Here is a 14892-nt window from a genome sequence, read left to right as displayed (position 1 = left end):
GGAGTGCCCATCATGACCGCCTTTCTTCCCTTTAACCGTCGCCACCTGCTGGCCGGCCTGGGCGGCGCCGCGGCGCTGTCGCTGCTGCCGCAGGTGAGCTTCGCCCGCACGGTGGGCGAGCAGCGCTTCATCCTGATCGTGCTGCGCGGCGGCATGGACGGCCTGGCCGCCGTCGCCCCTTATGCCGACCGCGACTATGCGGCCCTGCGCGGCCGCCTGGCCCTGCCGGATCCCAACGCCCAGGGCGGCGTGCTGGACTTGGATGGCTTCTTCGGCCTGAACCCGGCCTTGGCGGACATCCATCCCTGGTACAAGGAAGGCCAGTTGCTGGTGGCCCACGCCGTCGCCACCCCCTACCGAGACCGCAGCCATTTCGACGCTCAGGATCTGCTGGAGAACGGAACGGTGACACCGCACGGTGTGGCCAGCGGCTGGCTGAACCGGGCCCTGGCGCAGCTGGGTGGCGACACCGGCGGGCGGCGCCTGGGCCTGGCCGTTGGCCAAGGCGTGCCCCTGGTGCTGCGCGGGGCCGCCCCCGTCGCCTCCTGGTCGCCATCGCCACTGAAGGAGGCGGACGGGGATTTCCTGGACCGGGTGGTGGCGTTGTACGCCGACGATCCCATGCTGGCGAATGCCCTGAAGGCCGGCCTGGGCTCGGCGAGCATGGCCGACCATGCCCTCAATACCGACGCCGATGGCGCCATGGACGGGGCGATGATGGACGGCGCCCCCAGACCCAAGGCCGTGCGCCTGGACCCGGCGCAGCTGGGTACCGCGACCGGCCGCCTGCTGGCCGACACGAACGGCCCGCGCGTCGCCGTCATGGACCTGCAGGGTTGGGACACCCATGCCCAGCAGGGCACGACCGCCGGCCGGCTGGCCGGCGCCCTGGGCAACCTGTCCAAGGTGCTGGTGGCCTTGCGCGCCAGCCTGGGCCCCGCCTGGCGGCAGACGGTGGTGGCTGTGGTGACGGAGTTCGGGCGCACCGCCCGGCCCAACGGCACCGGCGGCACCGACCACGGCACGGCCACGGCCGCCCTCCTGGCGGGCGGCGCCGTGCAGGGCGGGCGCGTGCTGGCCGATTGGCCCGGCCTGGCCAACGATCGCCTCTACCAGGGCCGCGACCTGGCGCCCACGCAGGATCTGCGCGCCGTGATGAAAGGCATCCTGCGGGATCATTTCGGCCTGGACACCGGGGCCCTGGACAAGGCCGTCTTCCCCGGCGGGGACACCCCCGCCGCCACGCGCGACCTGATCCGGACCTAGCCCTGACCCCATCCGACGCGCTATCTGTTACAGGATGGCGGTGGAGGGAGGCGGCAGGCATGAGCGGTGAGGCACGGGCCTGGGTCAGGTTGCCATCGCGGCGCCATCTGAACCTGCTGGCGCCCACGCCCCTGGACTGGGATGACGAGGACCTAGCCATGGGCCTGGCCCGCACCTACCGCTGGGGCGGGCATTCCCGCTGGCCCCTGCCCCTGTCGGTCGCCCAGCATTCCCTGACCGTGCTGGCCCTGTCGCGCGCCCAGGCCGAAAAGCCGCTGAGCCCGGCGGCGGAGTTGCGGGAGCTGCTGCACGACGCCGACGAGGGCCTGCTGGGCTTCGACGCCATTTCACCGCTGAAGCCCTTCCTGGGACCGGAGTATAAGGCCCTGGCCGCACGGCTGGAGGGGGCGATCACCCTGAGGTACCAGATCCCGGCCTGGAACCTGACCACCAAGAAGAACCATAAGCGGGCCGATCGCATCGCCGCCGCCAGCGAGGCGCTGCACGTGGTTGGCTGGTCGCGGGACGAAATCCGCCGCACGCTCAAGATTCCCTATCAACCCCTGGACGACGATCCCCTGCACCAGGAATACGCCGGCATACCTTGGGAGCCCTGGCCGGCCGACGTGGCGGCGGAGCGCTTCCTGGCCGCGCTGCGGGTCCTGCTGCGGAAGCGGGACGGCCGGGGATGACCACGCCTCTGCTGGGCCGGGCGCAGGCCGCCCTGGCCGCCGGCCGCATGGCCGATGCGGCCACCCTGTACCGGGAGGTGGTGGCGCGCTGGCCGCACGATGGCGCCGGCTGGCTGGCCTTGAGCGTGGCCGCAGCCGCCCTGGGCCAGGCGGACGACGCGCTGGCCGCCGCCGAGCAGGCGGCGTTCCTGCTGCCGGCCTACGCCCCCGCCTGGGCCAACGTGGCGGAGCAGCGGCGGCAGGCGGGCCGCATGGAGGAGGCCGGCACCGCCTATGCCCATCTGGCCGCCCTGCCCAGCCTGCCGGCCGACCTCGCCGCCGATGCCGAGAACGGACTGGCCCTGGTGGCCCGCCACAATGGCCAGCCCCTGGTGGCGGAGGCCCACTGGCGCCGCGCCATCGCCCTGGATCCCACCTTCGCCGGCGCCTATGCCAACCTGGGCAAGATGCTGTTCGACCAACAGGCCATGCACGCGGCGCGCGCGGCCCTGCGCCAGGCGGTCTCCCTGGATCCCGCCAACGGCGGCACCCGCATGAACCTGGCGCTGGCGCACAAGGCGCTGGAGCAGCAGGCGGTGGCGGTGGATGAATTGCGCCGCCTGCTGGCCCAGCCTGGAACAAGCGAACAGCTAGCCCACGACGCCCGCTACAACCTGGCCCGCCTTCTGCTGCTGCGGGGACCGGGGGCGGAGGCCTGGACCCTGCATGAAAGCCGATGGAAGGTCAGCCACTTTCCCTCCGTGCGCCGGTCCTTCCCGGTGCCGGTGTGGCAAGGGGACAGCCTGTTGGGCCGCCGGCTGCTGCTGTGGGGGGAGCAAGGCCTGGGCGATGAAATCCTGTTCGCCAGCCAAGTGCCCGACCTGGCCGCCGGCCTGAGCGACGCCGTACGCGCCGCCGGCACCGACATCCTGCTGGAATGCGACGAGCGGCTGGTGTCCCTGTTCGCCCGGTCGTTCGCCCCCATTACGGTGGTAGGTCGCCCGGCGGCGGTGGCCCGTAGCGGGTCGCGGGATACCTCGGCCGACCCGCGCACCGCCACGGCCACGACGCAACTGCCCACCGGCAGCCTGGCACGCTATTGCCGTCCCACCTTGGCCAGCTTCCAGGCCGCCCGCCCCTTCCTGAAGCCCGATCCCGAGCGTTCCACCCTGTGGGCAGGGCGGGTGGCGGCCTTGGGGCCGGGACTGAAGGTGGGGCTGTGCTGGACCAGCGGCCTGCTGACGGCGGAGCGGGCCATCAGTTACACCACCCTGGCCGACTGGCTGCCCCTGGCCCAAGTGCCGGGCATCCATCTGGTCAGCCTGCAGTACAACCGCGACATCGCCGCCATCGAAATACCCCAGGCGCGCGCCCGTGGCCTGGACATCGCCGACTGGCCGGACCTGGACCAGCGCGACGACCTGGAAGGGGCGGCTGCCCTCATCTCCACCCTAGATCTGGTGCTCACCGCCCCCACGTCGGTGGGGGAGATCGCGGCCGGTCTGGGTGTGCCCACCTGGCGCATCTCCACACCCAGCCAGGATTGGAGCGGGCTGGGCACCATGGTCCGCCCCTGGTACCCCGCCATGCGCATTTTCCCCGCGCCCAGGGAGGAAGAGACCCTGGCCGATGTGATCCAACGCATGGTTCACGCCCTGGCGGCTTTGGCGGTGGGCCCGGCGGCGGCCTCCCCACCCCCGACGCTGCCCACGACGCTGAACGGGGCGCTGGCCCTGCACCAGGCCGGCCGGAGGGACGAGGCGGAGGCCGCCTATCGCCGCCTGCTGGCAGACGGGCCGGCGGACGCCCAGGCGCGGGGCGACACCCTGCACCTGCTGGGCCTGCTGCTGCACCAGACCGGCCGGTCGGAGGAGGCCGAACCGCTGCTGCGTCAAGTGCTGGCGGCGGAGCCCGGCTTCTTCGAGGCATGGAACAGCCTGGGGGCCGTGTTGCTGGCCTTGGGGCGGCGCGCGGAGGCGGCGGATGCCTGGCGCACCGCCCTGCGCCTCAATCCCGGCTACGACAAGGCTGCCGCCAACCTGGGCCGGCTGGGTCCCTACGCGTAAGCCGAAACGCCGCCGAACATCCTAAGCACGCCCGCATAGGCCATATCATCATTGGCTGAACAAGCAAACTCAACCCAACCAGGATCGGACCAGCGCGAACGTTCCCGCATCGGCGATCACCCAACCGCCGATGCCGATCAACACCCAGGGCAGCAGCCGGCCGCCCCAGCGCCGCACCGGCGGCCCGGCCGACGGGTGGGTGGCAAGCCAATGGGCCAAGGCCACCCAGGCGCCCGTCAGCACAGCGAACACTGCCACGGTCACGACGATCTGGCTGGCGTCCTGGGCGGCGAAAAGCGGCACGTAGGCACCGATATTGTCCCCGCCCCCAGCCACCGTGACAGCGGCGACGGCCCACGCGCCGCCCTGGGCGGCAGGCGCGTCGCCTTCCCCCTCACCTCCGCCCAGCCATAGCAGGCGTACGCCCAGCAGGACCGGCGCCACCCCCAGGAATCCCAGCCAGACCGGGTCCACCACCAGGGCGGCCAGGGCCCCCGTCAATCCGGCGGCCACCAGGACGGCGATACCCATGAATTGTCCCGCCGCGATGTCCCGGGCACGCCATCGCCCCCCGGCGAACAGCGCCACCAGGATGAAAAGGTCATCGATGTTGGTGGCGGCGAAGACAGCCACGGCAGCGGCGGTGCAAAGAAAAAGGGTGTCCATCGCGGGCGATGACGCCTTGATGGGCACCCTTTGTCAATACATGCCGCCAGGTGGCTCACCAGCTGAGGCTGAAACGCATCATCCTGCTGTAGCGGTCACCCGCCTTCAGCATGGTGTCCGGAAAGGACGGCTGGTTGGGCGCGTCGGGGAAGGCCTGGGGCTCCAGGCAAACACCCGTGCCCAGGTCCGGGTATTGGGATGCCAGCCCCTGGCCGCCGTAGAATTGCACCGACGGCTGGTCGGTATGCAGGCGCAGGCTGACGCCGCTGTCGGGCGAGGACAGCGTGGCGGCCCAGTCCGCCGCCTCGTCCCAGGTGTCTTCCCGGTCCAGGACAAAGCAATGGTCATAACCACCGGCCTGGAAGATTTGGGGATGGTTGTGGCGCGGCGTCGCCAGACGCGGCCGGCGGAAGTCGAAGGCCGTGCCGGCCACCGGCTCCAGCGCGCCGGTGGGAATCAAGCCGGGGCCCACGGGCAGGAAATGCTGGGACCGAAGGCGCAGCATCTGCCGATCGGCCGCCACCTGCGGGTCACCCGCCAGGTTGAAATAGGGGTGCCAGGTCAGGCTGACCGGTGTGTCCGCGTCACCGATGGCGGTGAAGCGCAGGGTCAGGTCACCGCCACTGATGGTGATTTCCGCCGTCACCTCCAGGGTGCCGGGGAAGCCGTTCTCCCCATCCGGGGAGGTCAGGCCCAGCACCAGCCGGGAGTCCGCCCCACCTTGGAAATCCTGCAGACGCCAGACCTTGCGGCCGTAAGCGCCAGGCCCGCCGTGCAGCTGGTTGACGCCCTCATTGGGCACCAGTTCCACGGTGCGGCCCTGATACGTGTAGCGGGCGTTGGCGATGCGGTTGCCGTAGCGGCCCACCAGGCATCCCAGATAGGCCGGGTCGTTCTCATAGGCCGCCACGTCCGGCAGACCCAGGACCAGGTTGCGCCGGCCCTTGGGGCCGGGTACCGACAGCTGTCGCAGGATGCCGCCGTAGGTCAGCACCTCTGCCTGAAGGCCGTCCGCCGGCCCGAGCGGCACCGCCCGGACCGGCGCGCCATCCCTGGTTGTCCCGAAGGATCGGATCATGACCGCGCCGCCCTCACCTGTTGCACGGCGTCATGCAGGGGCTTGTGGGTCCACAGTTCCTGGATGGCTTCCAGACTGCGGCCCTTGGTTTCCGGCACGAAGCGCCACACGAACAGGGCGGACAGTAGGCTGAACAGGCCATAAATCCAATAGGCGAAGCCGTGGTGGAAATGGGCATTCAGGACCGAATTGCCGTCCATGACGTTAAAGGACCAGGTGACCAGCAGGTTGGCGATCCATTGCGCCGCGACCGCGATACCCAGCGCCTTGCCCTTGATGGCGTTCGGGAACATCTCGGCCAGCAGGATCCAGACCACCGGGCCCCAGGAGAAGGCGAAACCGGCAATATAGACCAGCATGGCGGCCAGCGCCGCCAGCCCCGCCTGGCCGGTGGCGAACAGCGTGCCCAGCGCCAGCATGGAAACGGTCATCACCAGGCCGCCCGCGATCAGCAGCGGCTTGCGCCCCAGGCGATCAACCGAAACGGTGGCGACCAAGGTGAAGGCGACGTTGGCGATGCCGACGATGACCGTCTGCCACAGCGAGGCATTGGTATCCATGCCCATGTTCTGGAACATCTGCGGGGCATAGTAGAGCACGGCGTTGATGCCCACGAACTGCTGGAAGACCGACAGCAGGATGCCGACGAACACCACCAGACCGCCGAACGCGAACAGGCGTTCGTTGGTCACGACCAGGCTTTCCTCGATCTCGACCAGCGTGACCTTGGGGTCGGTGGCACCGCCCAGACGCTTCAGCACGTCCAACGCCTCATTGTCACGGCGCTGCATGACCAGGTAGCGGGGGGTGTCCGGGGCAAACAGCAACAGGACGGCGAACAGGATGGAGGGCAGCCCTTCGGAGGCGAACATCCAGCGCCAGCCGGTGCTATGCAGCCAGGTTTCGTCCCCGAGGCCGGCGATGGCCCAGTTCACGAAATAGACGCCCACCATGCCGCCGACGATGGCGATCTGGTTGAAGGAGATGAGGCGGCCGCGGGACTCGGCCGGCGCGATCTCGGCGATGTAGAGGGGGGAAACCAGCGAGGCGATGCCCACACCGACGCCGCCGATGATGCGGTAGATGTTGAAGGGCGTCAGCGCGTCCGGGCCCATCTGGCCGATGGTGCCCAGACCGAACTCCGGCCAAGCCGATCCCAGCGAGCAGATGAGGAACATCAAGGCGGCGACGATCAGCGTCGGCTTACGGCCGAAACGGTCGGCCATCTTGCCCGCGACGAGGCCACCGACGACGCAGCCGGCCAGCGCGCTGGAAATGGTCAGGCCCTTAAGGCTGTCATGCGCTGTTTCCGTCAGATTCAGCGGCTTGATGAAATTGATGTCGATGCTGGCCATCGCGCCGGAAATGACGGCGGTGTCATACCCGAACAACAGACCGCCCAGGGTGGCGATCAGTGTCAGGCCCGTCGTCAGCGACAGTGCGCCTTGCTTGTTGCCCATTCATTCCTCCCCGACGGGCTACGTCGCCCGCCATTTGTCCTAAAGCCAGGCGCCCCCGCTCCACCTGGAACGGGGACGCCTTTGCACCTCAGATCACCGCCGGCACCCGGACATGACGTCGCCAGGCACCGGGGATCCGTCAGATCAATGGTTGTGCCGTGGCGGATGGGCCACGACACCCCGATACTTCAACGCCGGCTCCATGCAGCCGCCACTATCCAGCTGGCCCACGGTCTGGCGGTACATCTCCTGCCACGGCGTGTAGCTGGGCGGGGTGGGCGGGATGCCATCGGCCTTGCGCTTCTGGATCTCGGCATCATCCACCAGCATGTCGCAGGTACCCTGGTTCAGGTCGATGCGGATGGTGTCGCCGGTGCGCAGCCATGCCAGCCCTCCGCCTACTGCACTCTCCGGCGAGGCGTTCAGGATGGACGGGCTGTCCGAGGTGCCGGACTGGCGGCCGTCGCCGATGGTCGGCAGGCTGGTGATGCCGGCCTTCAGCAGCGCGTCGGGCGGCTGCATGTTCACCACCTCGGCCGAGCCGGGGAAGCCCAGCGGACCGGCGCCGCGCACCACCAGGATGCAGCGTTCGTCGATGTTCAGCGCCGGGTCGTTGATGCGCTCGTGGTAATCGTCCGGCCCGTCGAAGACGATGGCCCGGCCCTCATACACACCCTCGCGGCCCGGCTCGCTCAGGTAACGCTGGCGGAACTCTTCCGAGATCACGCTGGTCTTCATGATGGCGAAGTCGAACAGGTTGCCCTTCAGCACCAGGAAGCCAGCACGCTCCTTCAAGGGCGCGCTGTAGGGCGTGATCATCTCCCGGTCCGGGCTCTCGCGGCCCTCCAGGTTCTCGCCGATGGGGCGGCCGGTGACCGACATCGCCTTGTCGAACAGCTTGCCCGCCTGCTGCAGCTCCCACATCACGGCGGGCACGCCGCCGGCGCGGTGGAAGCGTTCGCCCAAATATTTGCCCGCCGGCTGCATGTTGACCAACAGCGGTACGTCATAGCCGTGGATGCGCCAGTCGTCGGCCGTCAGTTCCACGCCGGCGTGGCGGGCCATGGCGTTGATGTGCGGCTGCGCGTTGCTAGAGCCGCCGAGCGCACCCACCAGCTTGATGGCGTTCAGGAAGCTTTCGCGCGACAGGATCTTGGACGGGCGTAGATCCTCATAGGCCATGTCGACGATGCGGCGGCCGGTCTCGTACGCCATCTGCCCGCGTTCGCGGTAGGGCGCGGGAATGGCGGAGCAGCCGGTGAGCGACAGGCCCAGGCCCTCGGCCACGGCGTTCATGGTGCTGGCCGTGCCCATGGTGTTGCAGTGGCCGGCCGACGGCGCCGAGGAGGCCGCCGCGTCCAGGAACTCCTCCTCATCGATCAGGCCGGCCGCCAGTTTGCGGCGGCTGCGCCAGATGACGGTACCCGACCCTACCAGGTCTCCCTCGTGCCAGCCATCCAGCATGGGGCCGCCGGACAGGACGATGGCCGGAATGTCGACCGTGCTGGCGGCCATGATGCCGGCGGGCGTGGTCTTGTCGCAGCCGGTGGTCAGCACCACGGCGTCGATGGGATAGCCGTATAGGATCTCCACCAAGCCCATGTAAGCGAGATTCCGGTCCATGGCCGCCGTCGGACGACGGCAGTTCTCAAAGATGGGGTGTACCGGGAATTCCATGGGAATGCCGCCGGCGTCGCGGATACCGTCGCGGACGCGCTTGGCCAAATCCAGGTGAATACGATTGCAGGGAGAGATGTCGCTGCCGGTCTGGGCGATGCCGATGATGGGCTTGCCGGAGCGCAGTTCCTGCGGCGTGATGCCGTAATTCATGAAGCGCTCCAGATAGAGCGCGGTCATGTCGATCCGGTCCGGCGCGTCAAACCAATCGCGGGAGCGGAATCGCACAGAAGGACGGTCAACCATACGCTATCTCCGCCGGGGGCAGGCCCGGCACCGTGGCCCTGAAATGGAACAAGCCGCCGGCCAGCGGCTGGGCGGCGCGATCGTCGTCGCTCAGGCCCTTGGCGGCGGTGGTGGCGTAGAGATCCAAGCGGTCATCGCCGCCGAAGGCAAGCTTGGTGATGTTGGCGCAGGGGAAGCGCACGACCTGCAACAACTCCCCCGCCGGGGAGTAGCGGCGGGCGGCCCAGCCGCCGAACAGGCCCACCCACAGGCAGCCCTCCGCGTCCACCACCGTTCCGTCGGGCCAGCCGGCCCCGTCCTCGATGGTGATCAGCAGGCGGCCGTTGTCCAGCGCGCCATCGACCGACAGGTCGTAGGCGGTGATGGTCTTGCCCAGGGTATCGGTGTGGTAGAAGGTGCGGCCGTCCGGGCTGGTGCAGGGCCCGTTGGTGATGACGATGCCGTCCACATGGCGCTTCAGCGTCCCGGTCCAGGAATAAAGGGCGCCGGTCGGCCCCTCCTCCGCGTCATCCATGGAGCCGAACCACAGCCGGCCCTGGGCATCGACGAAGCCGTCATTCAGGCGGTTGCCCGCCCGATCCCATTCCAGGGGCACCAAGGGCTCGAACACACCCGTTTCGCTATCGAAACGAGCCAGCTTGCCGGGAAGGCCCACGATCAACCCACCCCCGGCGCGCGGCAGGGCGAAGCCCGGCTGGTCCGGCGCGTCGAAGCTGCGGGTGTCCCCGTCCGCGGGGCGGAAGCGGTGGATTTGCCGCTTCTTGATGTCCACGAACCACAGGGCCCGGTCGCGGGGGGACCACACCGGTCCCTCCCCCAAGGTGGCGCCCAAGGCCCAGATGCAGCGCGGCTCCATCGTCACCGGCCCCAATCCTCAGCGCCAGCCGGCGTCGACGAAGTATTCGTGGCTGGTGCACATGCGGCCATCGTCGGAGGCCAGGAACAGCACCATGGCAGCGACGTGCGGCGGGTCCACGCGTTCTTTCAGGCATTGCTGCGACAGGATGCGGGCCTCTTCCTCCGGGTTGTGCCACAGGCGCATCTGGCGCTCCGTGCGCACGCCGCCCGGCACCACGCAGGTGACGCGGATGTTGTGCTCCCCCAGGTCGCGGGCCAGCGAGCGGGTCATGCCCTCGATGCCGGCCTTGGCGGTCTGGTACATCAGCAGCTCCGGCAGGGCCACATGCCAGGAGATGGAACCGAAGTTGATGATGGCCCCGCTGCGCTGCTGCTTCATGCCCGGCACGACGGCCTGGGACGCGAAGAACATGTGCCGCAGGTTCACCGCCATGCGGTTGTCCCAGTATTCCGGCGTGATCTGCTCGATCGTGTGCCGGTCGTCGTTGGCGGCGTTGTTCACCAGCACGTCGACCGGGCCGGCGTTCTGTATTTCCGCCAGCGTCGCCTTCAGTTGATCCAGGTTGGTCAGGTCACACTTATAGAACTTGGGCGCATGCGTCGCGCCCTCGGCCAGCGATTGTTCCAGGGCGCGGCTGTCGGTTTCCGCGATGTCCAGGAAGGAGACCTGGGCGCCCTGACGGACGAACGCCTCGGTGATGGCGGCGCCGATGCCGGAGCCGCCACCGGTAACAATGACCCGCTTGCCCTGCAGGCTGGGATAGATGGCGTGCGTCATGATGTATTCAGGCCCAAAAGGAAAGGGTTTGCCCAAAAGAACGGATTTGGGTGGGTGACGCCAGGGGCATCACCCGTTCAGCAGGCCGCGGCGGGCCAGGTTACGCATCAGCTCGGTCAGGCCGAAGGTCCAGGGCGCCGCCTCGTGGCAGGGCACCACCTTGTTGACCAGGGTACCCAGGCGCGGGCTGGAGACGCTGACGATGTCGCCCGTCTTGTGGGTGAAGCCACGGCCCGGCGCGTCGCGATCCTCGACCGGCGCGAACAGCGTCCCCAGGAACAGCGCGAAGCCGTCGGGATACTGGTGGTTCTTGTTCAGGGTCTGGCCGACCAGGTCCAGGGGATCGCGGCTGATCTCGGACATGGTGCTCTTGCCGTCCAGGACGAAGCCGTCCTCGCCCGTGACGTTTAGGTGCACCACGGCCTCGCGGACGTGGTCCATGGTAAAGGTGTTGTCGAACAGGCGGACGAAGGGGCCGATGGCGCAGGACGCGTTGTTGTCCTTGGCCTTGGACAGCAGCAGGGCGCTGCGGCCTTCAAAGTCGCGCAGGTTCACGTCGTTGCCCAGCGTGGCGCCGCGCGCGCGGCCCTGGCCGTCGCACAGGATCACCACCTCGGGCTCCGGGTTGTTCCAGTGGCTGTCGGCGCGCACGCCAATCTCCACGCCCCAGCCCATGGCGGACAGGGTCGGACCCTTGGTGAACACCTCGGCGTCGGGACCGATGGCCACTTCCAGGTACTGTGACCACAGGCCGTCGGCGATCAGCGCCTCTTTCAGGCGGGCGGCATTCTCGGAACCAGGCTTCACCAGGCGCAGGTCGGTGCCGACACGGGACGACAGGGCCTGGCGGATTTCCAGGGCCTTGCCGGCATCGCCGCGCGCCCGTTCCTCGATCACGCGCTCCAGGGCGGAGACGGCGAAGGTCACGCCGGCGGCCTTGATGCACTGCAGGTCAATGGGGGTCAGCAGCTTGGCGCCTTTAGTGCCACCGGCCCAGGTGGGGTTCAGGTCCCAGTCGGCCACGCGGCCGATGGACTTGCCCTCGGGGATCTGGCCGGGCTCAAGACGGTTCATCAGTTCGGACACGGTCGGGCCCACGCCCGACAGGTCAAAAATCTCGCCGTTGCGGATCAGGATGGGCGTCGGCCCCTCGCCCGCGTCGATACGGCCCAACAGAACGGCGTCCGCGCTGTCCTCGGGAAAAATGCTGTCGTGCGTAGTCTGCACCGGCGTGTCGACCGGGTACCCCATCTCTTGAACTCCTCCCAAGGTGCGTTATCGCCAGGCGGCCCTTGTTAACGCTAACATTAGAGGCCAGGGAGAAGCGCTGTCAAGGCGACGTTACCATACCAGTCCGGAATTCGACGCGGGACGCACGAAGGTTTCGCGCTAAGGTTTGCCAGGATTCTGGGCCGCGACGGCCCCGGCCAGGGCTGTGGCAAAGGCGTGCATCTCCTCCACACCCACGTCGCTCACCGCCCAGTAGGCCATGCCGCCGTCCCGCCACCTCATGAGGTTGTAGCCATCACGCGCCTCGAAGGCCGGCTCGCGGGGACCGTCGCCGGGCCAGACATAGAGGTTCAGGACATGGGCGCCGTGGCGATAGACCAAGGCTGCCACCGGCCGGCCGGCCAGGTAATCCAGCCGCCCGCCCTGCAAGGGGAAGCCGGCCGCCGCCAGTTCCGGCACGGGCGGGGAGTAATCCAGCTTGCCGGCGAACCAGGGCTTCACCGTATGGTGGTCGCTGGTCGGTACGTCCAGCAGGTGCTGCGCCTGAAGGGAGCGGACATGCCCCGCCACCAATTCCCGTTCCAGCGCCGCGTCGCCCCCGAACGGGGCCACCATCAGCAACAGCAGGCTGGCGGCGATGGCGACACCCATCCCCGCCCCGCCCCAGCGCCGCAGCTGGCGGGACCAGGGTCGGCCCCGGGGCCGGCCCTGAGACTTGCCGACAGGGCGCAAAGGATCGACGGCGCCGATGTCCGCGAGGACGCGGGCGCGCAAGGCCGCCGGCGCCTTGGGCCGCAGGGTGGGATCGGCCAGCAGCGCGCGCAGGGCCCACAGCTCCGCCAACGCCTCGGCGCAAGCCGGGCAGGTGGCGATGTGCGCCTCCAGCTCGCGGGCATGGGCCGCATCCAGTTCGTTGTCCAGCAGGCCGTGCAGCAGCTCCGCCTTGTCCGGGCATGCCGTCATCTCGTCTCTCCAGCCTCTCGCCGCCGCCAGGCGGCGGCCAGCAGGTCGCGCGCGCGGGCCAGCCGCGACATGACAGTCCCCACGGGCGCGCCGGTCACGGCGGCGATGTCGCGATAGGACATCTCTTCCATCTCCCGCAGCAGCAGGGTTTCACGAAAGGCCGGCGGCAGTCCCTCGATCAGGGCACGCAGGTCGGCCGCATCCTCCTGCGCCGCCAGCCAGGCCTCCGGGGTCGGCGCCGCCTCATCGGCGATGTCCGCGCCCTGCCCGGGCACCGACTCCAGCGCCTGCTCGGCCCGGTCACGGCGGGCAGCGGCCCAGCTGCGGACATTGTTGCGCACAATGGTCAGCAGCCAGGCCCGGGCGTCGCCGCCGCGAAAGCCGTCGAAGGCGCGGTGGGCCCGCAGGAAGGCGTCCTGGACGATATCCTCCGCCACCACCGGGTCGCGCGTCATGTAGCGCGCCAAGCCATAGGCGGCGTCGAGGTGGATCAGCACCAGGTCCTGGAAGCGACGGGTCCTGTCCGCCGTCTCGTCACCCTTCAAGGCGCCCGCCTCCTAATGCCCCCCTGCCCCACCTGAGCCGTTGCCATCCACGATGATGCGACCGGTCATATGCGGGTGCAGGGAACAAAAGTAATCGATCGTACCCGGCCCCGCCACGGTGCGGCTGTACTTCTCCTCCGTGTCCAGCACCTTGGACCTGAAGGACTTGTCGTTGGCAGCCACGGCATGGGGAATGTCGTCGGCGTTGATCCAGACGATGGTGGTGCCCGGCGCCACACGCACCTCCGCCGGGCTGAAGGTAAAGTTGTCGATGCGGATCTCGACAGTTTCGGCCTGAGCCTGTCCCGCCAGAGCGCAGAACAGCACGGCCGCGACGCGCGCGGCATGAATAAAGGAACGCATGGGCTTTCTCGCTTAACCGAGGGTGGCGTCGACGACGGCCAGGGGGCCGGCCTTGGCGCGGTAGGTAACGGTGGTGACTCCCAGGGCGCCGCGCAGCTTGTCCGCCGGCAGCTTCATGGGCCCCGGCGACGGGGCGCTGCCGGGTGACGGCTGGGGGAAGGCCGTGGAGCGGGCGGTGTGGAAGGCCACGTTGCCCTCCACCTTCTGCAGGATCTGGTGGATGTGGCCATTCAGCACGGTGACGCTGCCAAAGCGGGCCAGCAGGCTCAGCGCGCGGGCGCCGTCGTCGGTGCCCCAGCCCCATTCCGGATAGACGGTCCACAGCGGGATATGGGCGAACACCACCACCGGCGTGCTGGCGGACAGGGCGCGCAGGTCATCGGCCAGCCAGGCCAACTGGTCCTCCCCCAGGTTGCCCAGCCCGCCGCCCTTCAGGTTCACGACATTGACCAGGGCCACGAAGTGCACGCCCCCATGGTCGAAGCTGTACCAGCCCGCCCCCAGCGCCTTGCCGTTGGGCCCCTTGCCGTAACGGGCCAGATAGGCGGCGCCCATGCCGTCGTCCAGCACATCGTGCTCGCCGGGCACGAAGAAGACGGGCACGCCCAGTTCCTTCAAGGCCTGGTCGGCGGCGTCGAACTGCTCATCGCGCGACAGGTGGCTGATGTCGCCGGTGTGGATGACGAAGGCGGGCTTGGTCGGCAGGCTGCGGACACCGGACACCGCCTCCCGCAAGGTCGCCAGCGCGTCGGGGTTGGCCGGCTTGTCGAAGCCGACATGGCTGTCGCTGATCTGGGCGAAGGTCAGGCCGGGATGGACCGGCGCCGCCTGAGCGCCGCCGCCAATCAGGCCGGCCGTCAGCGGCACGCCGCCAGCCACGCTCCATACCAGGCCAGTGCCGGCCCAGGCCATGCACCTCAGGGCGTGCCGGCGCCCCGTGTCGATCTCATCCGCAGGCAATGAAGGTTGGTGGGCCATGCTGCCGCTCCCCTGGAAAAGGTGGTTCCAGGGGGCAAGACCGGCCG

14 protein-coding genes are annotated in these 14892 nt (G+C 69.0%); 3 read left to right on the top strand and 11 right to left on the bottom strand.

The genetic code is table 11. The features are described from left to right. Positions 1–12 precede the first annotated feature (12 nt). The 3 genes from Y958_RS17465 to Y958_RS17455 are packed head-to-tail and all read left to right on the top strand — an operon-like array spanning position 13 to position 4003. Positions 13–1266 (top strand): DUF1501 domain-containing protein, encoded by a 1254-nt coding sequence (locus tag Y958_RS17465; protein WP_088873256.1) that lies wholly within the window; start codon positions 13–15, stop codon positions 1264–1266. 59 nt (positions 1267–1325) lie between these two features. Beyond that, entirely contained in the window at positions 1326–1958 is a 633-nt protein-coding gene (locus tag Y958_RS17460; RefSeq protein ID WP_088873255.1) for a phosphohydrolase, read from the top strand. Beyond that, positions 1955–4003 (top strand): tetratricopeptide repeat protein, encoded by a 2049-nt coding sequence (locus Y958_RS17455; RefSeq protein ID WP_088873254.1) that lies wholly within the window; start codon positions 1955–1957, stop codon positions 4001–4003. The genes Y958_RS17460 and Y958_RS17455 overlap by 4 nt, the downstream gene beginning before the upstream one ends. Before the next feature lie 69 nt (positions 4004–4072). On the opposite strand, the gene Y958_RS17450 is transcribed toward Y958_RS17455, so the two are convergent. The 11 genes from Y958_RS17450 to Y958_RS17400 form a co-directional block, all read right to left on the bottom strand. Beyond that, positions 4073–4669: a cadmium resistance transporter gene (locus Y958_RS17450; RefSeq protein WP_088873253.1), complete on the bottom strand. Its 597-nt coding sequence runs from the start codon at positions 4667–4669 to the stop codon at positions 4073–4075. A 55-nt stretch (positions 4670–4724) separates the two neighbouring features. Then, the gene (locus Y958_RS17445) at positions 4725–5747 is read right to left on the bottom strand and encodes an aldose epimerase family protein (protein ID WP_088873252.1); all 1023 of its coding nucleotides are present in this window, start codon (positions 5745–5747) and stop codon (positions 4725–4727) included. Further along, complete coding sequence (gene xylE, locus Y958_RS17440; RefSeq protein ID WP_088873251.1) at positions 5744–7207, bottom strand: D-xylose transporter XylE; 1464 nt, start codon at positions 7205–7207, stop codon at positions 5744–5746. Before xylE ends, Y958_RS17445 begins: the two co-directional genes overlap by 4 nt. Positions 7208–7351: 144 nt before the next feature. Then, positions 7352–9130, bottom strand: coding sequence for an IlvD/Edd family dehydratase (locus Y958_RS17435; protein ID WP_088873250.1), 1779 nt, complete (start codon positions 9128–9130; stop codon positions 7352–7354). After that, positions 9123–9986, bottom strand: coding sequence for an SMP-30/gluconolactonase/LRE family protein (locus Y958_RS17430; RefSeq protein ID WP_186291470.1), 864 nt, complete (start codon positions 9984–9986; stop codon positions 9123–9125). The genes Y958_RS17435 and Y958_RS17430 overlap by 8 nt, the downstream gene beginning before the upstream one ends. Positions 9987–10004: 18 nt before the next feature. Beyond that, positions 10005–10766 (bottom strand): D-xylose 1-dehydrogenase, encoded by a 762-nt coding sequence (gene xylB / locus Y958_RS17425; protein WP_088873249.1) that lies wholly within the window; start codon positions 10764–10766, stop codon positions 10005–10007. A gap of 69 nt (positions 10767–10835) precedes the next feature. Continuing rightward, a complete protein-coding gene (locus tag Y958_RS17420) occupies positions 10836–12017 on the bottom strand; it encodes a fumarylacetoacetate hydrolase family protein (RefSeq protein ID WP_088873248.1) in 1182 nt (393 codons plus the stop codon). Between the two features lie 138 nt (positions 12018–12155). After that, entirely contained in the window at positions 12156–12959 is an 804-nt protein-coding gene (locus Y958_RS17415; protein ID WP_088873247.1) for an anti-sigma factor family protein, read from the bottom strand. After that, on the bottom strand, positions 12956–13504 hold the full coding sequence (locus tag Y958_RS17410) for a sigma-70 family RNA polymerase sigma factor (protein ID WP_186291457.1): 549 nt from the start codon (positions 13502–13504) through the stop codon (positions 12956–12958). The genes Y958_RS17415 and Y958_RS17410 overlap by 4 nt, the downstream gene beginning before the upstream one ends. A gap of 12 nt (positions 13505–13516) precedes the next feature. Further along, positions 13517–13867, bottom strand: coding sequence for a cupredoxin domain-containing protein (locus Y958_RS17405; protein ID WP_088873246.1), 351 nt, complete (start codon positions 13865–13867; stop codon positions 13517–13519). A 12-nt stretch (positions 13868–13879) separates the two neighbouring features. Next, positions 13880–14845 (bottom strand): metallophosphoesterase family protein, encoded by a 966-nt coding sequence (locus Y958_RS17400; protein ID WP_088873245.1) that lies wholly within the window; start codon positions 14843–14845, stop codon positions 13880–13882. Positions 14846–14892 lie beyond the last annotated feature (47 nt).

Source organism: Nitrospirillum viridazoti CBAmc (assembly GCF_000730165.1).
Classification (GTDB): Bacteria; Pseudomonadota; Alphaproteobacteria; order Azospirillales; family Azospirillaceae; genus Nitrospirillum; species Nitrospirillum viridazoti.
The sequence above is the reverse complement of the archived record's forward strand: the minus strand, read 5'-3'. Positions and strand labels throughout refer to the sequence as shown.